Raw genomic sequence first — 14,140 nt, 5'->3', positions numbered from 1 at the left:
CCGTCGCGGCCGGCCTGCTCGCACTGGGCGTCCGCGTATTGACCCAGCGCCGAGAAGGGAACCCGCACCCGTGAACGACCGCGTCCGGGCCGACCGCCCGACCGTCCCCCGCTTCGAGGACGGGGACCTCACCGGGGCTTCCGTCGGTGTGCCGTGGGCGCAGGGCGCGGCCGGTCGGGGCTCCGGCCGGGCCCTGCGTGCGTGGGGCAGCCCGTCGTCAGGTCTTCCCCACCTGGACCGTCACACACGGGGTGCCTCGGGGCGTGCCGAGTGTGGCGGGCGGGTGGCCGGGCGGCCGGCACGGCGGTGTGGGAGGGCCCAGCCCGGTGCGCGACGTCGAGCACCGTTCATCCAGCTGCGTCGGCTACGGTCCGCGGTGTCTCCCAGGGTGGCTGGTAGCGTCGCACACGGCCTTGATCGACATCGACGACGAAGGGACGCAGCCCCATGTCCGAAGACCTGGCCGCCGACACCATCCGGCAACTGTCCGACGTGGTGGCGTCCAACGCGCTGCCGGAGCATGTCGTCGAACTGCTCCGTGTCGCTCTCAGCCAGGCTGAGACGGCAAAGGCAGCGGGCCACGCAGAAGAGGCCCTCACCATCGCCAGCCAGGCGCTGCAAACGGCCGAGAACTCGGCCGGGGAGCAGTAGCCCGGACCGGCCTGGAGGTCGGGCACCCAGGGGAGCCTTCGAACGAAGGGTCTCTGACGGCGATCACCCGACTGGTCAGCGGTGAAGCCGAGACACGTGCCCAGTTCGAGGCAGAGCCCACCGCTTTCCGGTGGATCTTCTACCGCGCGGGCAACGACGTGTGGATCCGCCTCCTTCAACTACCCGACGGCGCCGAGCACGACAACGCCGGCACCGAGATCTGGTCGACCCAGCAGAGCGTCGACGCCGTGGCACGAGCGGTGATCCGCTGCTTCGACGAAGTCGCCACGCAGTACGGCGAGAGCGCATATCGCGGCAAGTGGGGCGAACACTTCCCCCGCACCGAGCTCGAAGCCCTGAGGTCTCTCTGGCGCACGCACCGGTCCGACCCTGCAGCCTGCCCCCCCCGAACCTGTTGACCATAGACGCTGCCTCGCACAGGTGGGGGCTGGTAGCCGACTTCGTCGACCACGAGAAGCCGGGCCGCAGGTAGGTGCCGAGCTTGTTCGTCAGACGGCCGGCGGTCTCGGCGGCTTTGAGGTTGCGGACCATGTCGTCGAGGCTGGTGAAGTCCTTGACCTTCCGGGGGTCGAGCTCGGGCTGGAAGGAGAAGTCGTACTCGTCGAGCTTCTCTCCGGCCCCCACTCCCCCGCCCGTCGGCGGGGCGACAACGACGTGCACGACCGGCAGGCCCGCAGCGCGCCGTCCGGGTCAGTGCCCCTCGCTGACCCCGAAGGCGCCGCTGCCCCAGTACACGGACGCCTCCTCGGCACCGCTCGGCCAGTCGCTCTGCAGATGGCGGCGGCCGTGTCCCAGGGCCCCTACCTGGTGCGGGCTCAACCGCCCCGCCACCAGGTCGTCCGCCTCGGCGTCCGTGATCGGCAGCACGGTGCGGTACTGCGCGTCCTGCGAGGCGACCCAGTCGACGTACTCGGTGAACACGCTCACGAAGGCCTGCGAGCACAGGCCGCACCGCTGAACAGAGACGATGAAATGCGAGTCGTCCCGAATCATCTTCTCGAGCCGAACCCCGTCGCGGCTGTGGTGGTGCGCCTCCGCCACCGCAGCGTCCTCGGCGCAGCACGCCACGCACCCGAAACCCGCACGGTCACTACCGTCTTGCGAACCCATGGATCCCCCACCCCTCAGCCGTCCCTGACCGGCCCCCACCCTAACAACCCACAGTGAGGCCCGGCCGCTGAACCAACGAGCATGCGCCGCCCGACCTGCGGGCAGGCAAGCCGTCTGGCGAGGCCGGACAAGTTCGCCGGCGGAAGCTGGACTTCTTCGAGAGCCCGCGGCCCGGCAGCGCTTCCACGGAGAGCTGCTCCTGGTCGGATGCACAGCGGCGGCCGCGCGTGGCGATACGCGCGGCCGCCGTGTCGCCCTGTTCGGCCATCCATCCGGAGGATGCGCCCTCGACGCCTCGTACGGTGATCACTGTGCCGTCGTCTGGGTGTGATCGGACTCGAAGTCGACCGCCTGAGCGCCGGCGGCTGCATCTCCAAGGGGCCTGCCGGTGGCGAGTGCGCGGGCAGGAGCCCGGTTGATCGGGCCAGACTCGACCTGAAGCGCTCGCAATTGACCGACGGGGCAGGCATGCCGCTGATCACCGAATCCGCGCCGGCCAACACTCGCGACCACACCCTGCTACCCGCCGCCCTCGACCGATACGACGCACGGGAGTCGGCCCTTGGACCGCTGCCGGAGCACCCGAGCCTGGCCCTGGACGCCGGATACGGATACGGATACGGATACCGCATGGTCCACGACGACCTGGCCGCCCGCGGGGTCAAGGCCCGCATCGCCCCACACGGCGTGAAAACTCCGATCCAGACCGCAGGCGGGCGAAGGGCGAGCCTCAGCCGTCCGGGGCCCGTCCGTCGGCGGGGCGGGCCGTCCGCAGGGGCTGCTGCGGGACGGTTCGGCCCAGGCGGAGGAGAGGCGGTCGACCAGTTCCGCCGAGGTCTGCGCGGCGAAGGAGCAGGGGGGCGGATGTGGTAGCGCGGCTCGCCGACGTTCTCTCGGTCAGCCGGGCCGCGGCGGTCGCCGCGTTCGACGTACTGCGCGGGTCGGGCCTGATCGAAACGCGTAGGGGCGGCGGCACGCGGGTGTCGGCGGGGGCGGACGGGCGCCGGGCCCGGACGAACGCCTCGGTGAGCCGCCGGAAGAGCGGTCCCTCGCCCGCACTCCAGTCGCCCAGCAGGTCGATCAGCCCGTCCGGCTCAAACGCTTCACGGTTCCGGTCCACTTTCCCTCCCATTGGCACGGGAGCACGGATTCCCGTGCCGCGAGGCTAACGGCATGACCTCCACATACGCCTCACCCCTCGGTCCCCGGCTGGCAGCCGTCTGCGACCTCTCCGTCCCCGCGGCGCGCGACGGTGCGGGACGGCACGAGTACGTCTGACGTGCGGAGCGCGCCTGCCGACCGGCGTAGCCGCAGGGCCGTTCCCCCGTACGGGGGAGGTGGACCGTGCCCGCGGCTGATGACCGCCGGCCGCTGCGGATGCGATCTTCAACCCAGCGAGAACCCGTGGATGCCGGGCGCCGATCCCGGCCGCTGTGATCCCCGGGCGAAGGCGACGCTCCGACCCGGTCGAGGCCGGCTTGCGCCGGGCCCCGCGTGAGCCCCGCTCCGGCTGGTATCCGGCACACCCGCGAGAGCTTGATCACCTGCACCGAGGCCGGTGGATGCTCCGGCCGCACTCCGACTGATTCCTTGGGGGAAAGGCACACAGCATGGGCTTATCGAAGCCGATACACGGTACGACACCACAGACCCTGCGGCTGACGGAACTCCTGCGGCACGCGCGCGTGGGCCCGGACGGCGCGGAGGCCGCGGCACGCCGGACCGAGCGGTGGCTGGCCCGAACGCTCGGGGGAACCGCCGAGGTCCTCCGTCCCGGAACGGCCGACCACAGGGCGGAAGCGGCGGCCGTGGGCCGGGGCGAACTGGGCTCCGCCGTCCTCTCCGAAGACGGAAGCCACACCCGGATGCTTCCCCTGGGCGACGAGCCACCGTTCCACGTCCTTGTCGTCACCCGTGAACACCCCTTCGACGGGGACAGTGCAGCGCTGACCGGCTCTGCCGCCACAGTCCTCGGGCTCCTGCTGCGTGTGGCGGGGGCCGAGACCGACCGCCGGGAACGGGAGGCGAGTCTGCTCCATCTGCGTCTCGCCGTAATGCAGTTGCTGATGGTGGGGGACGTCTCCCTGGCCCAGCGTACGGCGGCCGGGATGAAACCCCGCCTGCTGGAAGCGGACCGGGCCTGGACGGCTCTGCTGGAGATGCCGGTGGAGGAACGTGCCCAGGTGGCGCGGGACTGCGAGGAACTGGCCGCCGGCCGGGCCTTGGTCGTCCCCTGCCCCACCTACGACAACCATGTGATCACCCTTGTGCCCGTTGCCGACGCCCGAGCCGCCGACGACATCGGGCGCGCTCTGGCCGACTACGTCGCGCGCCGTCCGAGAGTGCTCCAGGGGCGCAGCCGCCTCCACCCGCTGGCACATGCCCGTGCAGCCTACGAGGATGCGTACCGCAACCTGGTGGCGGCTCGATACGTGCCCGGTCGCCGTAGCCGGCATCCCGATCGTATGGACCCGGTGGAGCTGCTGCCCGGTGCAGAGGCGGCCCGCTGGGCATCGAACCTGCTGCGGCCGTTGTACGCGCTACCGGCCAGGACCCGGGACCAGTTGCTGTCGACGGTGTCCCTGGCTCTGAGGTTCACCGCCGTGCGGACGGCGAAGATCATGGGAGTCAGCCGCAACACCGTTCGGTCGCGGATGGAGCGGGCGGGCGAACTGCTGGGCGCGGACCTCGACGAGGTGAGAACACGGACCGCCCTCCACCTGGCCCTGCAACTACGGGACCGGCCGACCGCACCGGGCCGCCACGACCCCGGCCTGCCCGCCCTGATCGGCACTGACGCCGGCCGGGCCTGGGCCCGGGACGTGCTGGGTCCGCTCGACACCGACGCCCGCGACCTGCACCGCACGCTGCGGGTCTGGATCCTGGCCGACTGCTCGGCCGGGGCGGCGGCACAACGGCTGGGTCTGCATCCCCGGACGGTTCGGGAGCACCTGCGAAGCTCCGAGGCGCTGCTGGCACGGGAGCTGACGGCCGGAGGGGTGGACGTGTACGAGCTCGCGCTGGCCTTCCTCGCGCTCCACGGCACGCAGCCTCCCTTCACCGAACCTGTGTTCCGCGACGGTGTGTCCGACCGTGCAGGCGTGACTGTTGCCTGCCCGGCAACGGTGCACGGGTGACATACCGGCCGACAGGTGGCCGCTCATAGCTTTGAGCGCATCGGGGCCGGAAGCATCCGGCCCGCCCAGTGGAGGAACTGACATGAAGAAGAATCGATTCTCCCGCCTCGGTCTCATGGCCACGACCATGGCCGCCGTGGCCGTCGGAATCGTCGCCTCGCCCGCAAGCGCGGCGAGCGCGACCTGCGAGAGCTGGGGCGGCAACGTGTGCACCAGCGGCAGCATCCCGGCCAACGGCAACCACCAGGTCTGCTTCGGCGGCCAGCACAAGGCCCTCAGCTACTGGGGCCGGGCCGAGCTGTGGGACGCCGACTCCGGGCAGAGGGTCGGCTCGATCGCCACCAACGCCTACCGTTACCAGCAGACCTGCGTGGGCGGCCTGTACGGGCAGCACTACTACGAGCGCGGCACCGGCGGCGACTTCAAGGGCGACGTCTGGAACGACTGACCCCGCACCGGCTACGAGGGCCCGTACCGGGCGCACTTCCCCCGGTACCGGTACGGGCCGTCGCGGCGCTCCCCGGCCCGCTCACGAAGCGGGCGAGCCCCCCTCCCGGGTGGCCCGCCCAGGCCGCCCGGCCCCGTACGGCACCGGTCGACCAGGGGCTGATCCCCCGCGGACGCGCACACGCCAGGCGCGCTCATGGGTGGTCGCGGGGCTCAGGAGCGGGGCGGCCGGGGTGGTCGAGGTCGCCCAGCGGGACCAGCGCGGGTGCCAGTTCGCGCCATTCGTGTTCCGGGAGAGCGGCCGGGTCAGCGGTCAGTACCTGGAGGCATACGTGGTCGGCGCCCGCGTCGAAGTGCTGACGGACGCGCCGGAGGATGGTGTCGACGTCCCCGTGAGCGACGATCGCGTCGACCAGCCGCCGGCTCGGACCGCCGACGAGGTCCTCGTCCCCGAAGCCGAGCCGGCGCAGGTTGGCCTGCTGGTGCGGGGCACCGGAGACGTATCCGGCGACGTGCGCGGTGGCGACCTCACGGGCCCTGGCGGGGTCGGGGTCGAGTACGACGGCCTGTTCGACGCCGAGGAAGGCGTCGGGACCCATGGTGCCGCGGGCTCGTGCCGTGTGCTCGACGGGGACGAAGTAGGTGTGGGCGCCCCAGGTCCGCGCGGCGGCCAGTTCCAGCATCTTGGGCCCGAGGGCCGCGAGGAGCCGCCGGGGCGCGGGGTCGGGGACGGGGCCATGGGCGGGTGAGGCGTCCATGGCGTCGAGGTAGGAGCGCATGGTGGTGACGGGGCGGGAGCGGGTCGGCGCGGGGTAGCCGTCGACGTGGTGGACCGTGTCGTCGACGCGGTGGCCGCCGAGGCCGAGGACGTACCGGCCGGGGAACGCCTCGCCGAGTGTGCGCTCGGCGGCGGCGAGGGTGTTCGGTTCACGGAAGGCGATGTTGGCGATGCCTGAGGCGACCGGGATGCGGCGGGTCGCCGTCAGGAGCAACCATGCCTGGCCGACCGTGTCGCGGCCGAACGCCTCGCCGTACCAGAGCGCGCCGTAGCCCAACTCCTCGATCTCGGCGGCTGATTCCCTCACCCGTCCCGCGGGCTGCTTCTCGTAGGCGAAGGTCCAGATCCCGATGCGTCCGAGTCCGCCGCGTGCAGTGCCGGTCATGCCGCCCCCTTCAAGACGTACCGGAGAGGCTCTCCGGATACGGGCGCTAGAATACGGAGAAGCTCTCCGCTTGACCAGCCACCCCCCGACCGAAGGGACCGTTGATGCCCACGCACCAGAGCCGCGGCGCCGCTCCGGAGCCGCGGCGCACCGACGCGCGCCTCAACCGCGACCGTCTCGTCGAAGCGGCCCACGAGGAGTTCGCCGCATCCGGTCCGGGAGCCTCCCTCAACCGGATCGCCCAGCGCGCCGGAGTCGGGCCGGGCACCCTCTACCGCCACTTCCCGAACCGCCAAGCGCTCATCGCGGCCGTGCTCACCGACCGCATCGAACGACTCACGGCACAGGCGGATCTGCTGATCGGCTCGGAGGGGCCCGACGAGGCCCTGGCCCGGTGGCTGGGCGCGCTTCTCGCGCACGCGCGGCTCCACCACGGCATGGGCAGCGCCTTGATGATCGAGGGAGCGCACGGCGCGGGAACCGACTGCCGCCAGGTCGTCCTGGACGCGGCCGAACGGGTGCTCGCCCGGGCCCGGACGCACGGCTCGGCACGCCCGGATCTCGACGCCGGCGACCTGGTGCAGCTCGTCGTCGGTATCGCGCTCGCCACGGCACACGGGAGCGGCGCCGACCAGCCGGACCGCCTCCTGGCCCTCGTCCTCGACGCGGCGGCCGCCCGCCCGGACACGTCGCCGACCCGCCCGGGCTCCCGCCGAAAGCGCGTCTGACGTGATCTGAGCAAGCAGCCGGGCGGGGCCCGCCGGGCGACCCTGCTGCGGGGGACACGGAGCCGGGGGCGGCCGCCTCTCGGTTCCGACCCCCGGGGAGCCGGTCAGGCGCCGGGCGCGGACCACGACCGGCGGGTCCGCCGGCATACCCGCAAGCACCCCGACCGCGCCCGGTACTCCGTCCCCGTACAGAGGGCCGCGGACAAGACGGCACCGTGCCGCACCGCACGCCCCGTCTCCGGCGCCGCCGCGGCCCTGCCTCTTCGAGGGCCGGCCCCCACCCGGACTATGCGCGGGCTCGCAGGACGGTCATGCGCCTCACCGGCGACAGCGCGATCGGGATCCACACGCAGGCCAGACAGGCGGCCGAGGCTGCCAGGGCCCACCGAACCCCGCCGACCGCGGCCAGGGCACCGGCCGTTGCGGAGCCGAGCGCGACGGCGCCGGTGAAGAGCACGCGCACGGTGCCGTTGACCCGGGCGAGCAGTCCGGCAGGGGTGACCTGCTGCCGGAAGGTGGTCATCAGGACGGAGTCGGAGCCGACCTTGAGCATGACCAGCGCCCACCCCAAGGCCGCAAGGGGGCCGGGCACGGGCCGGCCGAGCAGAGGGAGCGCGCCGGCCAGCGGCGCAACGGCGATCCCGACGAACAGCACGGCCCGTCCCGCCCCGATCCGGTCGGCCAGTCTGACGGCCGTCACGGCGCCCACGAGGCCGCCGACGCCTCCGGCGCCCAGGAACAACCCGAGGGTCCCCTCACTCCACCCGAGCTCGCCCAGTGCGAGTACGGGGAGCAGGGTCATGACGCCGGCGCTGCCGATGTTGACCATCGAGCCGGCGATCACCATGGTACGCAGGACGGGCTGGCGGGCGACGAAGGCCATGCCTTCGCCGATCTCGTGCAGCAGGCGCCGTCCGGGAGCTCTGCCCGCCGGACGCTCGCGCGTGGTGCAGCGGGACAGCCACCCTGCGGACCACAGGTATCCCGCGGCCATGACGAGCAGCACCGTGGGCGGGCTAAGGAGTCCGGCCGCCCACCCGGCCAGCGGCGGACCCGCGATGACGGCCGCCTGGGTGATGGTGGCCAGTCGCGCATTGGTGCGTGCGAGCAGGGCGCCGGGGGCCAGGTCCTTGACCAGGCTCTGGGAACCCAGGTCGAAGAACACCGTGGCCACGCCCTGAACCGCCACCACGACCACGAGGTGGGCCATCGTCAGCCGCCCGCACCATGCGGCGGCGGGCACGGTGGCCAGTGCGGCCGCCCGCACCAGGTCCGCGCCGATCATGACCGGACGGCGCCTGACCCGGTCCAGCCACGCCCCGACCGGCAACCCGAGGACCACGAAGGGCAGGGCCAACGCGGCCTTCAGCAGCGACACCCCTCCGGCCCCGGCGTGCAGAACGGTGACCGCCGTCAACGGAACGGCCCACATGCCGTGGCTGTCCCGGCACCGTCACGACCCGCTCCTGACCGGACCGGGGAGGGCTGCGGCCCACGAACTCACCACCGGTCCCCGCAGCCACCTGCCCGGGTTCCTCGCGCCCACCCCGCGGTCGCCCCTGACCGCGCTCGACGACGAGCTGGAGGAGGTACGCCGCACCCCGGCCGCCATAGTCCGGCGCGACCTGACCGCAGTGTGCGGAGACGAACCGCCGCCAGGGCTGGCACCGATGCTCCGGGCCCCTCGACGAGAACTGGACAGGCTCGTCGGCGACCTGCGCCGATACTGGGAGCGCACTCTGGCACCGGACTGGCCGCGGATCCGGGCCCTGCTGGAATCCGACATCCACTTCCGGGCGCGCTCCCTGACCGAACGCGGCCCCGCGGCGATGTTCGCGGGCATCCACCCGGACCTGACCTTCGACCAGGCCGGCGGACTGCTGCGGATCACCAGCCGGCAGACGGCACTTCCCGATCCGAACCGCTCCCTGGAGGGACGCGGACTGGTCCTGGTCCCGTCGGCGTTCGCGTGGCCGAGCCTCTACTTCAAGACGTCTGCGCCCTGGGTACCCGTGATCCGCTATCCCGTCCGCGGGATCGGCACCCTGTGGGAATCACCCACCGGGCCCACCGACTTGGCGTCAGCGCTCGGCACCACCCGTGCCACGCTCCTGCACCTCCTCACAACCCCGGCCAGCACCCTGGAGCTCGCGAACAGGACCGGGCTGGCTCCAGGCGGTGTGTCCGGCCAGCTGCACAAACTGACGCGCGCCGGCCGCATCGCACCCCACCGGACAGGGCGGATCGTGCTCTACGCCAGAACCGCCCGCGGCGAAGCCCTCTGCCACTGAGCCGGGACCGATGAGGCACCACGCCGAGCAGGACGTGCCGTGCACCGTGCCGGGCCGGCCCCACGGCCGGCGGACGGCGGACTTCGGGACGGCGCCGGTCACGCAGTGGGGGGAGCGGGGAGTTTCACCGGGCGTCGTCGGCGGGGGTCCGGGCCGTGTCCTCGCCCGGCCCGTCGAGGACGGCCAACTGCTCCTCGGTCAGACGCAGAGTTCCTGCGGCGATGTTCTCTGCGAGGTGCGCCGGGTTCGTGGTGCCGGGAATGGCCAGCACGTGCGGACCGCGCTGGAGGGTCCATGCGAGCCGCACCTGGGCCGGCGTCGCATGGAGGGCGCGTGCGACGGAGCGGACGCGCGCGTCGGGCTCCGGGCCCGCGGCGCCCTCGCGCCGCAGGCCGGAGACCGCGAAGAACGGGACGAAGGCGATGCCCCGCTCCCGGCACAGATCCACCAGTCCGCTCTCATCGGCGCGGCGCCAATCCAGGCCGTAGGGGTTCTGCACGCAGACCACGGGTGCGATCGCCTGGGCTTCGGCCACGTGTTCCGGGCGGACGGCCGAGAGGCCGAGGTGCCGGATCAGACCCGCCTGGCGCAGCTCGGCGAGGGCGCCGAAGTGCTCGCTGATCGAGGTCGTTCGGGGGTCGCCCCAGCGCAGGTTCACCACGTCCAGATGGTCGCGGCCGAGCTGGCGCAGGTTCTCCTCGACCTGGCCGCGCAGCTGGTCGGGGCGGGCCGTGTCGATCCACTCGCCGGAGGGCTCGCGCGCCGGGCCGACCTTGGTCGCCACCACCACGTCGCCGGACCAGGTCGAGAGGGCGCGGTTGACGAGCTCGTTCGCGGAGCGCAGCGGCGAGAAGTAGAAGGCGGCCGTGTCGATGTGGTTGACGCCCTGCGCGAACGCGTGGTGCAGCAGGCCGACGGCGACATCCCGGTCGATCGGCCTGCCATCGGAGTTCCCCCTCATGCCGTTGCCCGTCAACCGCATCGCGCCGTAGCCGATGCGGTTCACCTCCAGGTCCCCGAGCTTCCAAGTCCCTGCCGCTGCGCTCACCGTGCTCCTTCGTCCGTCGGCTTGTCAGGTCCTGGAGTATGGAGCGGGGAAGGCGTGCCGCGACAGGTCCACGGACAGGGCGAATCGTCACATCTCCCTGGGGAACCAACGTCCGGCACTCAGCCGTTGGACCTGCCGAGGGAGCTTCGGTGAGGACGAGGTCCGCCGACACCGAGCCGCCGCCCCGGCGAAGCGGCGAAGTCCTGGTGCCGTGCCTCTGCGCCGGCCACGTCGGCGACCTGTCCGGGGCGCACCCTGGGGTCGACCGAGCGCCGACGCGGACAGCCGGTGGGGGCCGGGCGCTCCCCGCTCGCCACCCTCCGGGCACAGGCGTGGAAATGGCGCATCGACCGCGCCGCCGGCTACGGCGCCTCCCAGGACGCGGCCCGCGGCCGGGTCGACCTCGCTCGAATGGAGCGTCACCGAGAGGACTTTCTGCGGATCATCGGCTCCCTCCACACCAGAGCCGTCTGCGTCGACGACGTGATCCGGATGCTCTCGCGCGACGGCCGTCCCACCCCGCTCGGGGGCTCAGGACGCTGTTCGGTACACACGCCGCGCGGGCGGATCCACCACGTGGCAGTCGCCTTCCGGTGATCCGTACACGCCAGGCCGACAACCAGGAGCCGCTCTTGCCTCTGCGGCCTGTCAGGCACGTAGGGTGGTGATCATGTTCCGGCCGGCGAAGTGGAGTCGATCAGCCATGACGCCCCCGTACTGCACGATGTGCCACGCGTCCGCCAGAAACGACTACGACTACGAGACCTTCACGCTCGCGTACTTCCGCGCGATCGCCCCGCCGCTCACGCATGCGGGCCATCCGGAGAACGCGTCTGGTTCTGCAGGGACCATGTCCGGTACACCGAGGGCAAGACCCACATGAGCGCCATCGAGGCTGTGGTTCACATAGGCGCGGCGATCCGCCGCAATGCCCCGAACCCCCGGCCACTCCCGAGCATGCCGTGAGTCGCAGGCACCCAGCTGTCGGCGGAGGACCCGTGCGGTTCGGTGTGTGCCCGTCTGAGATCCGGCGTATGCACACCGACGGCGTCGAGGAGCCCGTCGGCTTCTTCGACGAGCACGAAGGACTGTGGAAACACCATGACTGACGTTGCGGGCCACCCCGTCCCGGTCAAGGGCGAGATCGCGGTCTTCCGCGGCGTCTTCCCGCGTAACGAGGCCACGGCACTGGAGGAGCACCGCGAGGACCTGCTCCAGCCGCTGCACGCCAAGGTGCGGCGCCTGTCCGAGGTCGGACATTTCCGCCCCAAGGCCTACGCGGTCCCACGGTCGGACGTATCCGGCTGCCACCGAGGCCGACGCCTCGGGCCTCGTCGCACTGACCGCCGGGCATGACCCTGTCGAAGGGTTCGCCGGGCCGGTCGAAGTTCGGCGAAGCCCAGGTCGTGAAACTCGAGCGGGAGTTGGAGCGCGGCCCGTCAAAGGGCTCAGCCGCATTCCAGCACCGGGCAGAGTTCGACCTCGCGGACGCCGGGCAGGTGGGCGATCTCCTTCTTGAGCCCCTCGCGCTCCGATGCGGAGAGCCCTTCGGGAAAGCGGACCTGCAGGTAGGCACCCTTGTCGGACTCCGACCCCCTCACCTGCGTCGCACCGAACGGCTTGAGACGGTCCTGAGCGTCTCCGAGGCCGGCGCGGAACCATCCGGCGTCGACCTCGGCCCGGTAGGTGTGCGGTTCGGCCAAGGCGGGACCGATGTAGAAGTGCCAGGCGAAGGCGCCACAGCCCGCGAGCGCCGCCGCTGTCAGCAGGGTGCCGAGCCCGGCGATCACCTTGGCGGTGACCGGCCGGCGGCGCGGGTCGGCGAACGCGGCGAACATCAGGAGCAGCGCCGACGGCCAGAACAGGAACATCTCCACCAGGGCGCCGACCACCCCCCATCCGAGAAGCGCGAACGCCACGACCAGAGAGGCGTTGCCGAAGCGCTGCGGGGTGAGCAGGAACAGCAGCGGGATCGCCACGACGAGGCCCGTCACCGCGAACGGCACACCGATCTCAAGGAAGAACCCCCAGACGACGACAGGCGCAGCGACAGTCAGCGCGGCCACGGCCAGGCTCTTCTGCAGCCAGTGGACGGGTACGGCGGCACCCTGGTCCTGGTCAGTCTTCACGATCCCCCCACAATCTGAACGCGTTCAGTTGAACGCGTTCAATGTAGCGGATCGACGGCGAGCCCTCCAGCGAAATCAGTCGGCGCATCCCCGCCGCGTTCGTCCACGTCGACACCGACGTCACCCAGACACCTCTGTTCACCGGCACCCGCGGCGTACAACTGGCGTACGGTCATGACGTTCCACCAGACGGCGGAGGAAGGGGGCGGCCGGGGCCAAGCTGCCGAAGCCGTCGAGCGAGGCGGAGTTCTACGCACTGAAGGACGGCGGGGCGGCCCGCCGGACCGGGGTATGGCCCGCATTGCTGCGCGGTGGTCACCTCGCCGTCGAGGACCAGGCCCGGGAGGCAGCTGCCCGACGGCGGACGCCAAAGGGTCCGGCCACCGGTCCTGGACCAGCGCCCCGCGGCGGGTCTGCACCACCGCCGTCCCGCCCGGGCCGGCCGGGGTGAACAACAGCGCCCGGTACCCGTCCAGCTTCCGCCCCTACGCCACCCCGGCCCGCACCGCGGCCGGACCCGGCACCGACTCCGCGGCCTTCGCCAGCATCGAGCCCATCGGCAGCCTGAGCACCATCCCTTCGTCTTCCAGGGGCGGCCAGACCGACCCGAGGCAGCCCGGACAGACGGCCCTCACCTCATCCACCCGACGGACAGCCCCCGGCGGGCGACTCACCGGCGGAGCGCCACCACGGCCACGACCCGCGTACTGCCTGAGTCTGGTCTTCGGGCTCAGGGGTGCGTATCCCCCAGACCGGCCATCAGCCATCGAGCCGGGCTACAGGACTGCGGCGGCGGCCTGCCCCGGGGCGAGGTCGCTGCAGGTGCCGCACACTGCCCAGTGTTCGAGCCCTCCTGCGGAGCGGGCTGCTGCCGCGATGCAGCCGGGCCCGGCAACGCTCGCCCGTCAACCTTCACGATCATTGAACAGCAGACGGATCCGCGCGAGTCCGATAGCTGACAACACGCCACCCGATTGAAAATTTAATATACCCCGAATTGCCGCTCTTCTGCGGCCACACGTAAACCAGTCACCGGGAACGATCGCTCCCATCCAGCACCCGGCCAGCGTTGGAAAAATTCCGGATTCACAATTTCCGCCATCCGGAGCCCCCAAGGTCGTGCGCGTCGTCATCGTGAGAACTCCTGGCTCTTCGACCGGCAGTGAAGGCCCGGGATCAATGCGAATACAGAGCTCCTCACTCCCTGCGCTGGCGCAGGCAACGGATACGCACGGGTAAAAGACCTAACGGTCAATGGGCACGGCTCGAACTTGTGACCGGGGCGCCAATCTGCCGCTCCCTGTGTGACCGACTCACCATCTAAGACCGTGTCCTATGTGGTGAGGCGTCGTTGAGTTCGGTATGGGGCGGGGTACGTGGAGTTGGATTGTTCCGGACGGGTTGTGGGAGATCGC

11 protein-coding genes and 3 pseudogenes are annotated in these 14,140 nt (G+C 71.7%); 8 read left to right on the top strand and 6 right to left on the bottom strand.

The window, feature by feature from the left end; genetic code table 11:
- Positions 1–447: 447 nt before the first annotated feature.
- Positions 448–651 (top strand): hypothetical protein, encoded by a 204-nt coding sequence (locus tag ACIRBY_RS31845; RefSeq protein ID WP_403907208.1) that lies wholly within the window; start codon positions 448–450, stop codon positions 649–651.
- A gap of 445 nt (positions 652–1,096) precedes the next feature.
- Here the strand turns inward: ACIRBY_RS31845 and ACIRBY_RS31840 are convergent.
- Positions 1,097–1,278 (bottom strand): annotated as a pseudogene (locus ACIRBY_RS31840) (ATP-binding protein); the annotation flags it as partial.
- A gap of 84 nt (positions 1,279–1,362) precedes the next feature.
- Positions 1,363–1,665, bottom strand: a complete 303-nt coding sequence (locus tag ACIRBY_RS31835; RefSeq protein WP_403907206.1) for a hypothetical protein — start codon at positions 1,663–1,665, stop codon at positions 1,363–1,365.
- Positions 1,666–2,109: 444 nt separating this feature from the next.
- Between ACIRBY_RS31835 and ACIRBY_RS31830 the strand changes: the two are divergent.
- The 3 genes and pseudogenes from ACIRBY_RS31830 to ACIRBY_RS31820 form a co-directional block, all read left to right on the top strand.
- A pseudogene (locus tag ACIRBY_RS31830) lies at positions 2,110–2,496 on the top strand (IS5/IS1182 family transposase); the annotation flags it as partial.
- Positions 2,497–3,647: 1,151 nt separating this feature from the next.
- Positions 3,648–4,919 (top strand): helix-turn-helix domain-containing protein, encoded by a 1,272-nt coding sequence (locus ACIRBY_RS31825; RefSeq protein WP_403907204.1) that lies wholly within the window; start codon positions 3,648–3,650, stop codon positions 4,917–4,919.
- 82 nt (positions 4,920–5,001) lie between these two features.
- On the top strand, positions 5,002–5,367 hold the full coding sequence (locus tag ACIRBY_RS31820; protein ID WP_403907201.1) for a hypothetical protein: 366 nt from the start codon (positions 5,002–5,004) through the stop codon (positions 5,365–5,367).
- A gap of 193 nt (positions 5,368–5,560) precedes the next feature.
- On the opposite strand, the gene ACIRBY_RS31815 is transcribed toward ACIRBY_RS31820, so the two are convergent.
- Positions 5,561–6,529 (bottom strand): TIGR03620 family F420-dependent LLM class oxidoreductase, encoded by a 969-nt coding sequence (locus ACIRBY_RS31815; RefSeq protein WP_403907199.1) that lies wholly within the window; start codon positions 6,527–6,529, stop codon positions 5,561–5,563.
- 104 nt (positions 6,530–6,633) lie between these two features.
- Here ACIRBY_RS31815 and ACIRBY_RS31810 point away from each other — a divergent pair, with 104 nt between their 5' ends.
- Entirely contained in the window at positions 6,634–7,257 is a 624-nt protein-coding gene (locus ACIRBY_RS31810; protein WP_403907196.1) for a TetR/AcrR family transcriptional regulator, read from the top strand.
- Positions 7,258–7,543: 286 nt separating this feature from the next.
- On the opposite strand, the gene ACIRBY_RS31805 is transcribed toward ACIRBY_RS31810, so the two are convergent.
- On the bottom strand, positions 7,544–8,689 hold the full coding sequence (locus ACIRBY_RS31805) for an MFS transporter (protein WP_403907193.1): 1,146 nt from the start codon (positions 8,687–8,689) through the stop codon (positions 7,544–7,546).
- Here ACIRBY_RS31805 and ACIRBY_RS31800 point away from each other — a divergent pair.
- Entirely contained in the window at positions 8,688–9,548 is an 861-nt protein-coding gene (locus ACIRBY_RS31800; protein ID WP_403907190.1) for a DUF5937 family protein, read from the top strand. The genes ACIRBY_RS31805 and ACIRBY_RS31800 overlap by 2 nt on opposite strands.
- A gap of 124 nt (positions 9,549–9,672) precedes the next feature.
- On the opposite strand, the gene ACIRBY_RS31795 is transcribed toward ACIRBY_RS31800, so the two are convergent.
- A complete protein-coding gene (locus ACIRBY_RS31795; protein WP_403907187.1) occupies positions 9,673–10,596 on the bottom strand; it encodes an aldo/keto reductase in 924 nt (307 codons plus the stop codon).
- Positions 10,597–10,935: 339 nt separating this feature from the next.
- Between ACIRBY_RS31795 and ACIRBY_RS31790 the strand changes: the two are divergent.
- A pseudogene (locus ACIRBY_RS31790) lies at positions 10,936–11,124 on the top strand (Tn3 family transposase); the annotation flags it as partial.
- 573 nt (positions 11,125–11,697) lie between these two features.
- Positions 11,698–11,952 (top strand): hypothetical protein, encoded by a 255-nt coding sequence (locus ACIRBY_RS31785; protein ID WP_403907186.1) that lies wholly within the window; start codon positions 11,698–11,700, stop codon positions 11,950–11,952.
- A gap of 92 nt (positions 11,953–12,044) precedes the next feature.
- Here the strand turns inward: ACIRBY_RS31785 and ACIRBY_RS31780 are convergent, their stop codons facing one another.
- Entirely contained in the window at positions 12,045–12,725 is a 681-nt protein-coding gene (locus ACIRBY_RS31780; RefSeq protein ID WP_403907183.1) for a hypothetical protein, read from the bottom strand.
- Positions 12,726–14,140: the final 1,415 nt, after the last annotated feature.

This window comes from Streptomyces sp. NPDC096136 (assembly GCF_044763325.1).
Classification (GTDB): Bacteria; Actinomycetota; Actinomycetes; order Streptomycetales; family Streptomycetaceae; genus Streptomyces.
The sequence above is the reverse complement of the archived record's forward strand: the minus strand, read 5'-3'. Positions and strand labels throughout refer to the sequence as shown.

Coding starts and splice junctions, on each gene's coding strand:
- ACIRBY_RS31845 (WP_403907208.1), top strand. CDS start 448: ATGTCCGAAGACCTGGCCGCCGACACCATCCGGCAACTGTCCGACGTG.
- ACIRBY_RS31835 (WP_403907206.1), bottom strand. CDS start 1,665: ATGATTCGGGACGACTCGCATTTCATCGTCTCTGTTCAGCGGTGCGGC.
- ACIRBY_RS31825 (WP_403907204.1), top strand. CDS start 3,648: ATGCTTCCCCTGGGCGACGAGCCACCGTTCCACGTCCTTGTCGTCACC.
- ACIRBY_RS31820 (WP_403907201.1), top strand. CDS start 5,002: ATGAAGAAGAATCGATTCTCCCGCCTCGGTCTCATGGCCACGACCATG.
- ACIRBY_RS31815 (WP_403907199.1), bottom strand. CDS start 6,529: ATGACCGGCACTGCACGCGGCGGACTCGGACGCATCGGGATCTGGACC.
- ACIRBY_RS31810 (WP_403907196.1), top strand. CDS start 6,634: ATGCCCACGCACCAGAGCCGCGGCGCCGCTCCGGAGCCGCGGCGCACC.
- ACIRBY_RS31800 (WP_403907190.1), top strand. CDS start 8,688: ATGCCGTGGCTGTCCCGGCACCGTCACGACCCGCTCCTGACCGGACCG.
- ACIRBY_RS31805 (WP_403907193.1), bottom strand. CDS start 8,689: ATGTGGGCCGTTCCGTTGACGGCGGTCACCGTTCTGCACGCCGGGGCC.
- ACIRBY_RS31785 (WP_403907186.1), top strand. CDS start 11,698: ATGACTGACGTTGCGGGCCACCCCGTCCCGGTCAAGGGCGAGATCGCG.